Origin of the sequence: Methylopila musalis (assembly GCF_042679725.1) — a bacterium.
In the GTDB taxonomy this organism is placed as follows: domain Bacteria; phylum Pseudomonadota; class Alphaproteobacteria; order Rhizobiales; family Methylopilaceae; genus Methylopila; species Methylopila musalis.
The window spans coordinates 1-11,728 of the sequence record NZ_JBHTMX010000089.1 but is presented as its reverse complement, the minus strand read 5'-3'; the positions used below and the strand labels follow the sequence as shown (position 1 = coordinate 11,728).

The window sequence follows — 11,728 nt, the reverse complement described above, 5'->3', positions numbered from 1 at the left end:
CGCAGCCGGCGTCCCAGCCTGCGCCCGCCGCAGCCCGCTCTGGCGTCGGCCCGCTCGGCCTCGCCGTCGCCACGCTGATGGGCGCGGCGATCGCGATCGGCGTGGTCGCGCTCTACGGGCGCGAGCTGATCGGCGTCCCGAACGTCGCGGCGCCCGCCGCCGCGCCGGACATGTCCCGCGTCACAGCGCTTGAAACCAAGCTCGACGGCGTCGCGACCGATCTTTCGGCGCTGCGCGACCGCGCCGCACAGACCGCGCAGACCTCTGACACCAGCGCCATCGACGCCCGCATCGGCGACCTCGGCAAGGCGGTCGAGGGCTCCAACGCCCGGTTCGAGGGTCTGGAACGCGAAGTGCGGACGCTCGCCGAGCGTCCCGCCGCGGTGACGATCGACACGCAGGCGACCGACGCCCTCGCCGGCCGGCTCGATGCGCTGGAGGAACGGCTGAAGGGCGCGCCGACGACCGAGGCCATCACCGAGATCGGGCAGCGGCTCGACGGCGTCGCCCAGCGGCTGGAGGGTCTCGGACAGCGGCTCGACGGCGTCGGCGACAGCGTGCAGCAGGCGGTCGCGCCGCTCACGGGCAAGATCGATTCGGTGGAGTCGGAGCTGAAGGCGCGTCCGGTCGGCGACCCCGACGCGCGGCTCGTGGTGGCGCTCGGCGCCCTGGAGCAGGCGATCGCGGCGGGCCGGCCGTTCCAGGCGGAGCTCGCGGTGGTCAAGGGCGCGGGCGGCGACGTCGCCGGCGGTCTCGAGGCCTTCGCGGCCGAAGGCGCCCCGACGCCGCAGGCGCTCGCCGCCGAACTGAAGACCATCCTCGACGGCCTGTCGCCGCAGAAGCCGCCGGTGGAAGGCTCCGTGCTGGACCGCCTTCTCGCCAACGCCGGCACGATCGTGAAGGTGACGCCCACCGACGCGACCCAAGGCTCCGGGCCGGAGGCCGCCCGCGCGCGGGTGAGCGCGCTCGCGGCCCGCGGCGATCTGGCCGGCGCCCTCGCCGCCCGCGACCAGCTCGACGAGGCGGCTAAGACCGCCACGGCGGCCTGGGCGGAGAAGGCTCAGGCGCGCCTTGCGGCGAACGCTTCCCTGAACGACGCCCGGCAGGCGGCGTTCTCCCGTCTCGGCGCCAAGTGAGGGGCCGCCCATGATCCGCGTCCTGTTGTACCTCGCGCTCGTCGGCGTCTTCGCCCTCGGCGCCATCTGGATCGTCGACCGTCCGGGCGAGCTGACGCTGACCTGGCAGGGCTACCGGGTGGAGACCAGCGTCGCCGTCGCGGCCGCCGTGGTGGCGCTGGTCGCGGCCCTGACCGTGGTGCTGTGGAACCTGACCCGCTGGATTCTCGCGGGACCGGAGGCTTTCGCGCTGTTCCGGCGCAACCGCCGTCGCAGCAAGGGCTATCAGGCCATCGCGCGCGGCGTGGTCGCGGTGGGCACTGGCGACGCGCGTCTCGCCAGCAAGGAGGCGAACGACGCCCGCCGCCTGTTGGGCAAGGAGCCGCTGACGCTGGTGCTCGCGGCCCAGGCCGCCCAACTCGCCGGCGACCGTTCGGGCGCCGAGGCCGCCTTCCGCGCCATGACCGAATCGCCCGCCACCCGCGCGCTCGGCCTGCGCGGGCTGTTCGTGGAGGCGGAGCGGCGCGGCGACCAGCACGCCGCCAAGGCGCTGGCGGAAGAGGCGGCGCGGCAGTCGCCCCAGACCCCATGGGCGGCGCAGGCGTTGTTCGACTTCCAGTGCGCCGAGCGCGACTGGGCGGGGGCGCTCGCGACCTTGGAGCGGCTGACCGCCAACAAGCTGATCGAGAAGCCGGACGCCAAGCGTCGCCGCGCCGTGCTGCTGACGGCGCAGGCCATGGACGGCGCGGGCGCCGACCCCGCGCTTGCGCTCAAGCGTGCGAAGGAGGCCCACGGCCTCGCGCCCGATTTCGTGCCCGCGGCCGCCATCGCCGGCCGCCTGCTGGCCGAGCAGGGCGAAGCCCGCAAGGCGACCAAGATCGTCGAGGCCACCTGGCTCAAGGCGCCGCATCCCGATCTCGCCGAGGTCTATGTGCATGCGCGGCCGAGCGAACCCGCCCGCGACAAGCTGAAGCGCGCCAAGGCGCTGTCGGATCGTTCCGGCGATCACGCGGAGGGGCTGATCGCGGTCGCCCGCGCCGCCATCGCCGCGCGCGAGTTCGACACGGCCCGCGCCGCGCTCGACAAGCTGCTCTCGTCCCGCCCCACCGCGCGCGTCTGCCTGCTGATGGCGGAGCTCGAGGATCTGGAGCGCGGCGCGACCGGCGCCTCGCGCGAGTGGCTCAGCCGGGCGCTCCGCGCGCCGCGCGACCCGCTCTGGGTCGCGGACGGTCTGGCGAGCGACGTGTGGGAGCCGGTGTCGCCCGTCACCGGGCGTCTCGACGCCTTCGTCTGGAAGACGCCGGTGGAGGACACCCGCCCCCGCATCGCCGCGGAGGACTGGCTGCAGCAGGCGCCCGCGGAACTGACCGCCAGCGCGCCCTCCGCGCCGCTCGCGGTGCTGCCGCGCAAGATGCCGGAGCTTCAGGACGGCGCGCCGACGCCTGCGCCCGAAGCGCCGCGCGCCGCGGCCGTCACGACGCAGGCGAAAGCGGAGGTGATCGCGCCGCCCAAGGTCGTCACGCCTTCGGACGCGAAGGAGAAGGTGGCCGCGCCTGCGCCGGACGGCGCGAAGCCCGGCGTGGTGGAGCCGGCAGCCGGCGCCGCGAAGCTGGAGCCTCCTAAGGCGGATACGGAGAAGATCGAGCCCGCGAAGCCCACCGCCCAGAAGCCCACCGCCGCCGTGTTCCCGCTGAGCCGCGCCCCCGACGATCCGGGCCCGAACGGCGCCGAAACTACCGACGCCGTCGCCACACGGACCTTCCCAGCGGCCCGCCCCAACTACTGAAACGCCTGAGAGGCCGCGGCGGAGCACGCCGCGGCTTCTTCCTCAGCCCTCAAAGCGTTGAACACGCAGGCGCGCATAGGCACGCGCGTCCGCTGGGCAGGATTCAAGACTGGGCTGAATGGCGCGGGCCAAAGCGCCAAGATCGATCAGAAGTCGATGGTGCGGGCGGTCGGACTCGAACCGACATATCCGTGAGGATGGCGGATTTTGAGTCCGCTGCGTCTACCAATTCCGCCACGCCCGCACGGCGCTGCGGCGGCCGCGCGCGGCGCGACCGAACCGGAGGCAGCCTATACGACGACGTCGGGCGAAACGCCAGACGGACCGCGCGTCAGACGGTCACGCTCCAGACGAAACGGGCCGCGGTGCCGGGCGGCAGCAGGGTCAGACCCGGCTTGTCCTCGAACGCGCCGTCCCAGTCGATCGGGCTCGCCATGCCAGCCCAGGGCTCGATGCACAGGAACGGCGCGCCGGACGGCTTGGACCAGACGCCGAGATCGCCGTACCCCTCCCAGGCGACCGTCAGCGCGCGCAGAGCCGCGCCGTCTAGCCCCCGCGCCTCGTAGCGGACGGAGCGGCTGGAGACATCGGGCAGCACCAGCGCATCGTCTTTGAACAGCGCCTCATCGAGCGGCAAGGTTTCGCCGTCGAAGCCGAGAGGCGCGGGAGCGCCGAGAAGACCCTCCACGACGGGCAGTCGCGGCCCTGTCTCCCGCGTGGAGAAGACCAGAACGTGGTCGCTCTTGGCGGCGCCGTCCATCAGCGGCCAGCGGAAGCCCGGATGGGCGCCAAGCGCGAACGGCAGGGGCGCCTCGCCGGGGTTCTCCACCGTCGCCGCGACGCTGAGCGTGCTTCCCTCCGCCACATAATCCAGCGTCAGCGCAAACGGCCACGGATAGACGTCGCGGGTGGCCGCATCATCCCGCAGCCGCAGCGTCGCGCGGCTCGCGGAGCGCTCCACCCAGCCGAAGACGCGGTCGCGTGCGAAGCCATGCTGCGTCAGCCGCCGCGTCTCGCCGCCATGGCGCAGCGCGTCGCCCCTGAGCTTGCCGACGATGGGAAACAGCACCGGGGCGTGGCGCGGCCACTCGGGGCCGGCGGTCCAGAGCAGTTCGTCGCCGGCGCCGTCCCTCAGGCTGACGAGTTCCGCGCCCGCGGCCCGCACCCACGCGGCGACGCCGGCGCCTGCGATCTCCCACACGTCATCGGCCACGGCCGCTCTCCCGTTCTAAGCCGCCGCGGCGGGAAGCCCGCCGGCGCGGGCGATGAAGCCGACGATGTCGTGGAGCCCCTGGCCCGTCTTCATGTTCGCGAAGACGAACGGCTTGCCCCGCCGCTGGGCGCTCGCGTCCCGGTCCATCACCTCCAGGCTCGCGCCCACATGGGGCGCAAGGTCGATCTTGTTGATGACCAGTAGGTCGGAGCGGGTCACGCCCGGGCCGCCCTTGCGGGGGATCTTGTCGCCGGCGGACACGTCGATGACGTAGATCGTGAGGTCGGCGAGCTCCGGCGAGAAGGTGGCGGCCAGATTGTCGCCGCCGCTTTCGATCAGCACCAGCTCCAGATCCGGGAAACGGCGCGTCAGGTCGTCCACCGCCGCGAGGTTGATGGAGGCGTCCTCGCGGATGGCGGTGTGGGGGCAGCCGCCCGTCTCGACGCCCAGGATGCGCTCGGGCGCGAGCGCCCCGGAGCGGGTGAGGAACTCGGCGTCCTCCTTGGTGTAGATGTCGTTGGTGATCGCCGCCAGCCGCACCCGATCGCGCAAGGCCTTGCACAGCGCGTCCATGAGGGCGGTCTTGCCGGAGCCGACCGGGCCGCCGACGCCGACGCGCAAGGGGCCGTTCTGGGAGGGCGCGGTCATGTGCGGAACAGCCTCGTGCGTTGGGTTTCGTGGCGCATGGAGGCGATGTCGGAGCGCAGCGCCGCGCCCGACACCCGCTCCAGCGGCGTCGCCTCCGCCTTTATAGCGGCAAGGCCGATGGCCGGCTCAAGCGCCGCGATGGCGCGCAAGCCATCGGTCTGGCCGAGCGGGACCAGCCGCACCGCCGCCGAGACCAGATTGGCGACGCCCGCGTGAAGGAAGGCGGCGAGCGCGGCCCCGCGCGGCGCGCCGTGTCCGGCGCAGGCGACGGCCACGGCCACGGGATAGGCGATGGGTCCGTCCCACGCGCTCGTCAGCCCATCGAGCGCGGAGGTCGGGAACGCCGCCCGGATGGCGGTGACGAAGGCCGCGCCCTGGCTGAAGCTTTCGAGCCGCCGCTCGCGGGACGGCTGGAACGCGCTCGCCAGTTCGGCCACCTCGCGCAGGGCGGCGATGTCGTCCGCGCGCGCGGCGTCATGGGCGCGGGCGAAGAACACGCCGTCGGCGCCGAGGCCGCCATGGGCGAGCAGCGCCTCGATCCACGCCACCAGCGTCGCGCGGTCCGTGACGTCGCCGACCTCGATCGACCATTCCAGCCCGTGGCTGTAGGAAAACGCGCCCACCGGAAACGACGGCGACAGCCAGGTGAGCAGCCGAAGAAGGGCGCCGTCGCCGCCGGCGAGCCTGTCGCTCATGCGTGGGCGTGGCCGTGATAGGCGCCGCGCTCCGGCGCGAACGGCCGGGAGACCTCGCGCACCGCGCCGCCGAGCCCCCGGATCATCTCGGCCAGCACATGGTCCGGCGCGATCCAGATCGCCGCTTCGCCGATCTCGGCGGGGGTGTGGCGGTTGCCGATGTGCCAGGCGAGCCGCGCCAGCCGGAGCGGGGTTTCGGCGGTGATCTCCAGCAGCCGCTCAGCCGCGGCGCGCACCAGCACCGTGCGGCCGTCCTCCAGCGTCAGGGCGTCGCCGTCCTGCAGGTCGGCCGGGCGCTCCAGATCGAGCAGCAGCTCCAGCCCGCCATCGCAGACCAGCGTCACCCGACGCCGCAGCCGCCCCTCATGGTCGAGCGTCACGGCGTCGACGGTCGCGTCGGGACGGACCGCCGGGCGGCGAAGGACGGCGGTGGCGCGGATCATGGCGGCGACGGAGCGATCTCGTGCGTGGGGCGAACCGCCCGGACTATGGGCGCCTGCGATCGGCCTGTCCATCAAGGCCCGCGCCCAACTTCGCGGCGCCGCTGACATGGGAAATGCCCAATCGGTCAGCGGCGACGACTCCGTCCCGTATCCCAGAGGCGCCGGGCGCCGGGGCGCTGCGTTCTCTGAAAAACGAACGGTTCTGATGGTCGCGACGGGCTGCGAGGATGTCTGGCACGCCGCTTGCTGCGAAGGTGGCGTGCAGAGCGTCTAGGGTTCCGGCCGCCATTCCATGCGGCGCTGGTCCAAGAGACGCTCTTCCCGCGAAGCGCATGCGGGAAGACACGGCGGGGGAAAAACCCGGGAGGTCACTGCACGGGTTCGTCGCCACGGACCGACCTCCGTCCCCGTGCGCGCGAACTCCTTGACGACGCCGCCGGCCCGCGGGCCGAACGATCCGAGGAGCACCCATGCTGCGCAGAGCCATCGCCGCCTTCGTCCTGTCCGCCGCCGCGCTCGCCGCGCCGGCCGAGGCCGCGCCCAAGAAGACCTTCGACATCGCATGGACGATCTATGTGGGCTGGATGCCGTGGCCCTACGCCGCCGAGGCCGGCATCGTGAAGAAATGGGCCGACAAATACGGCGTCACCATCAACGTCACGCAGATCAACGACTACGTGGAGTCGATCAACCAATACACCGCCGGCAAGTTCGACGGCGTGACCCTGACCAACATGGACGCGCTGACCATCCCGGCGGCCGGCGGCGTCGACACCACGGCGCTGATCGTCGGCGACTTCTCGAACGGCAATGACGGCGTGGTCTCGAAGACCGCGAAGACCGTGGCGGAGCTGAAGGGCCAGAGCATCAATCTGGTGGAGCTGTCGGTCTCCCATTATCTCCTCGCCCGCGCGCTGGACGGCGCCGGCCTCGCGGAGAAGGACGTCAAGGTGGTGAACACCTCCGACGCCGACATGGTGGCGGCCTTCAAGGCGCCGGACACCACCACCGTCGTCACCTGGAACCCGCTGCTCGCGGAGGTGAAGGGCGAGCCCGGCGCGACCGCGGTGTTCGATTCCGCCAGCATTCCCGGCGAGATCATCGACCTGCTCGGCGTGAACACCGAAACGCTCAAGGACAATCCCGACTTCGGCAAGGCGCTCGCCGGCATCTGGTACGAGACGCTGGCGCTGGTGACCGACCCCGGCGAAGCCGGCAAGGCGGCCCGCGAGTCCATGGCCAGGCAGTCCGGCACCGATCTCGCCGGCTTCGAGGCGCAGCTCGCCGCCACCAAGCTGTTCGCCAAGCCTGCGGACGCGGTCGCCTTCACCACCAGCCCCGATATCGTGAAGACCATGGACCTCGTGCGCACCTTCTCCTTCGACCACGGCCTGCTGGGCGACGGGGCGAAGAGCAAGGACGTGGTCGGGATCGGCTTCGCCGGCGGCCAGACGCTCGGCGACGCGTCCAACGTGAAGCTCCGCTTCGACCCGACCTTCATGCAAATGGCCGCCGACGGAAAGCTGTGACGCGCCGCCTCGTCTTCGGGGCTTCCGCCTTCCGGTTCCGGGCCCGTCCCGGCGCCGGGGGCGGCGACTGAACGCGTCTTCGGGAGATCTCCATGCGTCGCGCGATGAACATCAGGCCCGCCGGCGGCGCCCGTGTGCTGCTGGCTCTGCTGCCCTTCCTGCTGCTTGCGCTGGTCTATGTGTTCGGCTCGGCCGAGCGGCGCGCCGCCAACCCCAACGACAAGCTGCTGCCGCCGATCTCGGAAATGGCGGACACCGCCGCCCGCATGGCGACGGAGCCGGACCGCCGCTCCGGCGAGATCGTGCTGGTGTCCGACACCACCGCGAGCCTGCAGCGGCTCGCGCTCGGCCTCGGCCTCGCCACCCTGATCGGCCTCACCCTGGGCGTGGCGATCGGCATTCTGCCGGTCGCGACCGCCGCCGGCGGCCCCTTGGTGGCGGTGATCTCCATGATCCCGCCCATGGCGATCCTGCCGATCCTGTTCATCGTGTTCGGGCTCGGCGAACTGTCGAAGGTGGTGCTGATCGTGATCGGCGTCGCCCCGCCGATCGTGCGCGACATCGCCATGACGGTGCAGGCCATTCCCGTGGAGCAGCTGGTGAAGGCCCAGACGCTCGGCGCCTCCACCTGGACCACGGTGCTGCGGGTGGCGCTGCCGCAGGCGCTGCCCCGGCTGATCGAGACCGTACGGCTGCAGATCGGCCCGGCCTTCCTGTTCCTGATCGCAGCCGAGGCCATCGCCGCCGACAGCGGCCTCGGCTACCGCATCTTCCTGGTGCGGCGCTACCTCGCCATGGACGTGATCCTGCCTTACGTCGCCTGGATCACGCTGCTCGCCTTCCTGATGGATTTCGCGCTGGCGAAGCTCGCCCGCGGCGCCTTCCCCTGGGCCTATGCGGGGGAACGCCGATGAGCGCGATCTCCGTCCGGGGCGTCTGGGTCGAGTTCGGCGACCAGATCGTCATCGAGAACCTGAATCTCGACATCGCCTCCGGCTCCTTCGTTTCGGTGGTCGGGCCGTCGGGCTGCGGCAAGAGCACCTTCCTGCGCCTTGTGCTGGGGCAGGACCGCCCCACCCGCGGCGCGCTGCTGCTCGACGGCCGGCCGCTGCCCGACGAGCCGGACGCCGATCGGGGCGTTGTGTTCCAGCGCTATTCGGTGTTTCCGCACCTGACCGTGCTCGGCAACGTGCTGGCGGCCTACGAGCTCGGCCAGTCGCGCTTCGCCGCCCGCCTGTTCGGAGCGAAACGCCGCGCCGCGATCGAGCAGGCGGACGAGCTGATCGCCTCGGTCGGCCTCGCGCCCCACCGCGCCAAATATCCGAGCGCGCTGTCGGGCGGCATGCAGCAGCGCCTCGCCATCGCGCAGGCCTTGGCGAAGAACCCCAAGGTGCTGCTGCTGGACGAGCCGTTCGGCGCGCTCGACCCCGGCACCCGCGCCCAGATGCACGCCCTGCTGAAGCCGCTCTGGGCCCGGCTCGGCATGACCGTGATCATGGTGACGCACGACCTGAAGGAGGCCTTCGGCCTCGGCACGCGCGTCATCGCCTTCGACAAGACCCGCCACGACCCCCAGGCCCCCGGCCGCTTCGGCGCCCGCGTCACCTACGACCTCGACCTCACCCGCGACGGCCCGGTCCCGGTGCTCGGCGCCCTGCGCCCGCCCGCCGAAGCGAGGGCCGCGCAATGAGCTGCCCCGTCCTTGTCCCGGCCTTGAGCCGGGACCCAGAACCGCTGACGCCTCCGAACAGTTCTCCCCGGCCGACGCGCTCATCCACAACCCGAAGCGTGTCTGGGTCCCGGCTCAAGGCCGGGACAAGAGTCAGCGCGTTTCCGGGAACGACGGCGTCTCGGGGAGCGCGGACGATCAGCGCGCCTCGCTTCTTCCTTGTCCCGGCCTTGAGCCGGGACCCAGAACCGCTGACGCCTCAGAACAGATCTCCCCGGCCGAAGAGCTCATCCACAACCCGAGCCGTTTCTGGATCCCGGCTCAAGGCCGGGACAAGAGCCGGCGGCCGCCCGGCCCAGCCACCCGCGTTCACCCCGCTGATGACGTTCCCGAGCCTCGGGAAGACGGCCAGCCTTTTCCAAGGAGAAGCCGAATGATCACGTCGCCTGTCCACCGCACGCGCCTTGCGGGCCTTGCGCCCTCGCGCGCCCGAAGCCGCCGCCACCACCCCGATTTTTCCAAGCTGGACACCCAAGGCTGGAAGGCGCTCGACGCCGAGGGCCGGCTGCCGGAGACCATGTGGCGCAAGGAGCAGCAGTGGGCGCTGGACATGGGCCTGCCCGGCGCGGACTCCATCACCGACAAGACGATCCCCACCTTCGCGCGCGGCGAGCTTCCCCACTTCGCCGGCATCAACACCTTCATGAAGGCGCCTTACGTCGAAAACGTGCGGGACGTGGGCAAATACGACGCCGCGGTGCTCGGCATTCCCTTCGACAGCGGCACCACCTACCGCCCCGGAACCCGCTTCGGGCCGCAGGGCGTGCGCCGCATCTCCGCGCTCTACACGCCCTACAACTACGAGCTTGGCGTGGACCTGCGGGAATCCATGACGCTGTGCGACGCGGGCGATGTGTTCACCATTCCCGCCAATCTGGAGAAGTCCTTCGACCAGATCACCCGCGGCGTGGCGCATGTGGCCTCGTCCGGCGCGCTGCCGGTGATGATCGGCGGCGACCACTCCATCGGCTTTCCTTGCGTGCGCGGCATCGCCGAATGCACCTCCAAGCGCATCGGCATCATCCATTTCGACCGCCACATCGACATCCAGGAGAAGGATCTCGACGAGCGCATGCACACCACGCCCTGGTTCTGGGCGACCAACCTGCCGAACGTGCGTCCGACCAATCTGGTACAGCTCGGCATCGGCGGCTGGCAGGTGCCGCGCTACGGCGTCTCCGAGGCGCGCCGCCGCGACACCAATGTGCTGACCATCGAGGACATCGAGAAATACGGGCTCGAGAAAACCGCCGAGATCGCGCTGGAGCTGGCCTGGAAGGACGCCGACGCGGTCTATGTCTCGTTCGACGTGGACTCGATCGACTGCGGCTTCGTGCCCGGCACCGGCTGGCCGGAACCGGGCGGCTTCCTGCCGCGCGAGGCGCTGAAGATCCTCGGCCTCGTCACCGCGCCGGGCATCTGCGGGCTCGAGGTGGTGGAGGTCTCGCCGCCTTACGACACCTCCGACATCACCGCCCTGTTCGCCACCCGCGTGATCGTGGAGGCGCTGGGCTCCATGGTCGCCCACGGCACGCTCGGCAAGCACAAGTCCATCATCGACAAGCCCGTGAGCTATTGAGGCCTTAAGCCGATGCATTACGGACACGACCACCATCACGACCACGGCGGCGGCCATGCCCATGGCCACGCGCATGGCCACGGCCACAACCACCCGCCGGCGCGCGCCACCCAATGGCAGACGCCGCACCTGCCCCACGACCACGTTCCTGACGCGCCGCCGGACCCGCGCGCGGTCGATCTCGATCTGGTCGAGGCCGCCTTCGTGGAGGGTTTCGCCTCGGCCTCCGACGTCACCAGCTTCCTGCGCATGGCCGGCGTGCCCTTCGTGGGCGAAGACGCCGCAGGGCGTCTCCATCATCTTCTGCGGGTGGAGACGGAAGATCTTGTGGACGTGGGCGCCGTCGCGCCGCTGCTCGGCGGCGGCGGGGTGCGTTACGATCCGCTTCCGGCCAAGATGACGTCGCGCCGCCGCCGGCTGACCTTCGTGTTCCACGACGGCCAGCAGGTCGTGCGGCTCCCTTACGCTTCCGCGCGGACGCTCACCGACCGCTCCGACGCCTCGCAGATCGAAACCCGCTCCGCATGACCCTCCCTGGAGACCGCACCATGGCCCGTTCCCTCCTCCGCGCGGCCGTCGTCGCCGCCGCAGCCCTCGCCCCTTCGCTCGCGCTGGCGCATCCCGGCCACGGCGACGCCTTCGGCTTCGCCGCCGGCGTCGGTCATCCCGTCGGCGGCCTCGACCATGTGCTCGCCATGGTGCTGGCGGGCGTGTTCGCCTATCAGCTCGGCGGAAAGGCGATCTGGGCGGTGCCCGCCGCCTTCCTCGGCGTGATGGCGGTCGGCGGCGCGCTCGGCATGGCGGGCGTCGCCCTGCCCTTCGTGGAGACCGGCATCGCGCTATCGATCGTCGTGCTCGGCGCGGCGGTGGCCCTCGGCGTGAAGGCGCCGGTGGCGGCCGCCATGGCGCTCGTCGGCGTGTTCGCCGTGTTCCACGGCTTCGCCCACGGCGCGGAGGCGCCCGACACCGCCGCCGGCGCGGCCTACGCCAT

General features: G+C 71.6%; 12 protein-coding genes, 1 tRNA gene and 1 riboswitch. Of the genes, 8 read left to right on the top strand and 5 right to left on the bottom strand.

Annotated elements, in window-relative coordinates; translation table 11 throughout:
• The coding region (locus ACFQ4O_RS10720; RefSeq protein ID WP_378775685.1) for a COG4223 family protein at positions 1 to 1,136 on the top strand (1,136 nt) is incomplete at its 5' end.
• 10 nt (positions 1,137 to 1,146) lie between these two features.
• Positions 1,147 to 2,901, top strand: coding sequence for a heme biosynthesis protein HemY (locus ACFQ4O_RS10715; RefSeq protein ID WP_378775684.1), 1,755 nt, complete (start codon positions 1,147 to 1,149; stop codon positions 2,899 to 2,901).
• A 157-nt stretch (positions 2,902 to 3,058) separates the two neighbouring features.
• On the opposite strand, the gene ACFQ4O_RS10710 is transcribed toward ACFQ4O_RS10715, so the two are convergent.
• The 5 genes from ACFQ4O_RS10710 to ACFQ4O_RS10690 all read right to left on the bottom strand — a co-directional run bounded on the left by ACFQ4O_RS10710 (position 3,059) and on the right by ACFQ4O_RS10690 (position 5,900).
• Positions 3,059 to 3,145 (bottom strand) — tRNA-Leu (locus tag ACFQ4O_RS10710).
• A gap of 87 nt (positions 3,146 to 3,232) precedes the next feature.
• A complete protein-coding gene (locus ACFQ4O_RS10705) occupies positions 3,233 to 4,114 on the bottom strand; it encodes an aldose 1-epimerase family protein (protein WP_378775683.1) in 882 nt (293 codons plus the stop codon).
• Between the two features lie 15 nt (positions 4,115 to 4,129).
• Positions 4,130 to 4,762, bottom strand: a complete 633-nt coding sequence (gene ureG / locus ACFQ4O_RS10700; RefSeq protein WP_378775682.1) for an urease accessory protein UreG — start codon at positions 4,760 to 4,762, stop codon at positions 4,130 to 4,132.
• Entirely contained in the window at positions 4,759 to 5,457 is a 699-nt protein-coding gene (locus ACFQ4O_RS10695; RefSeq protein WP_378775681.1) for an urease accessory protein UreF, read from the bottom strand. The genes ureG and ACFQ4O_RS10695 overlap by 4 nt, the downstream gene beginning before the upstream one ends.
• On the bottom strand, positions 5,454 to 5,900 hold the full coding sequence (locus ACFQ4O_RS10690; protein WP_378775680.1) for an urease accessory protein UreE: 447 nt from the start codon (positions 5,898 to 5,900) through the stop codon (positions 5,454 to 5,456). Before ACFQ4O_RS10690 ends, ACFQ4O_RS10695 begins: the two co-directional genes overlap by 4 nt.
• A gap of 259 nt (positions 5,901 to 6,159) precedes the next feature.
• A riboswitch (guanidine-I (ykkC/yxkD leader) is annotated at positions 6,160 to 6,269 on the top strand.
• 101 nt (positions 6,270 to 6,370) lie between these two features.
• Between ACFQ4O_RS10690 and ACFQ4O_RS10685 the strand changes: the two genes are divergently transcribed.
• From ACFQ4O_RS10685 to ACFQ4O_RS10660, 6 genes are all read left to right on the top strand, one after another.
• Positions 6,371 to 7,429 carry a putative urea ABC transporter substrate-binding protein gene (locus tag ACFQ4O_RS10685; RefSeq protein WP_378775679.1) on the top strand — a complete coding sequence of 353 codons (1,059 nt, stop codon included), beginning with the start codon at positions 6,371 to 6,373 and terminating at the stop codon, positions 7,427 to 7,429.
• 92 nt (positions 7,430 to 7,521) lie between these two features.
• Positions 7,522 to 8,343: an ABC transporter permease gene (locus ACFQ4O_RS10680; protein ID WP_378775678.1), complete on the top strand. Its 822-nt coding sequence runs from the start codon at positions 7,522 to 7,524 to the stop codon at positions 8,341 to 8,343.
• Positions 8,340 to 9,119 (top strand): ABC transporter ATP-binding protein, encoded by a 780-nt coding sequence (locus ACFQ4O_RS10675; protein WP_378775677.1) that lies wholly within the window; start codon positions 8,340 to 8,342, stop codon positions 9,117 to 9,119. Before ACFQ4O_RS10680 ends, ACFQ4O_RS10675 begins: the two co-directional genes overlap by 4 nt.
• 412 nt (positions 9,120 to 9,531) lie before the next feature.
• On the top strand, positions 9,532 to 10,737 hold the full coding sequence (locus ACFQ4O_RS10670) for an agmatinase family protein (protein WP_378775676.1): 1,206 nt from the start codon (positions 9,532 to 9,534) through the stop codon (positions 10,735 to 10,737).
• A 12-nt stretch (positions 10,738 to 10,749) separates the two neighbouring features.
• Positions 10,750 to 11,265 (top strand): hypothetical protein, encoded by a 516-nt coding sequence (locus ACFQ4O_RS10665; RefSeq protein ID WP_378775675.1) that lies wholly within the window; start codon positions 10,750 to 10,752, stop codon positions 11,263 to 11,265.
• Positions 11,266 to 11,285: 20 nt separating this feature from the next.
• Positions 11,286 to 11,728: HupE/UreJ family protein (locus tag ACFQ4O_RS10660; protein WP_378775674.1), on the top strand; the 443-nt coding region annotated here is incomplete at its 3' end.

Excerpts from the sequence above, each read along its gene's own strand:
- ACFQ4O_RS10715 (WP_378775684.1), top strand. The coding sequence starts at position 1,147 with ATGATCCGCGTCCTGTTGTACCTCGCGCTCGTCGGCGTCTTCGCCCTC.
- ureG (WP_378775682.1), bottom strand. The coding sequence starts at position 4,762 with ATGACCGCGCCCTCCCAGAACGGCCCCTTGCGCGTCGGCGTCGGCGGC.
- ACFQ4O_RS10695 (WP_378775681.1), bottom strand. The coding sequence starts at position 5,457 with ATGAGCGACAGGCTCGCCGGCGGCGACGGCGCCCTTCTTCGGCTGCTC.
- ACFQ4O_RS10690 (WP_378775680.1), bottom strand. The coding sequence starts at position 5,900 with ATGATCCGCGCCACCGCCGTCCTTCGCCGCCCGGCGGTCCGTCCCGAC.
- ACFQ4O_RS10685 (WP_378775679.1), top strand. The coding sequence starts at position 6,371 with ATGCTGCGCAGAGCCATCGCCGCCTTCGTCCTGTCCGCCGCCGCGCTC.
- ACFQ4O_RS10680 (WP_378775678.1), top strand. The coding sequence starts at position 7,522 with ATGCGTCGCGCGATGAACATCAGGCCCGCCGGCGGCGCCCGTGTGCTG.
- ACFQ4O_RS10675 (WP_378775677.1), top strand. The coding sequence starts at position 8,340 with ATGAGCGCGATCTCCGTCCGGGGCGTCTGGGTCGAGTTCGGCGACCAG.
- ACFQ4O_RS10670 (WP_378775676.1), top strand. The coding sequence starts at position 9,532 with ATGATCACGTCGCCTGTCCACCGCACGCGCCTTGCGGGCCTTGCGCCC.
- ACFQ4O_RS10665 (WP_378775675.1), top strand. The coding sequence starts at position 10,750 with ATGCATTACGGACACGACCACCATCACGACCACGGCGGCGGCCATGCC.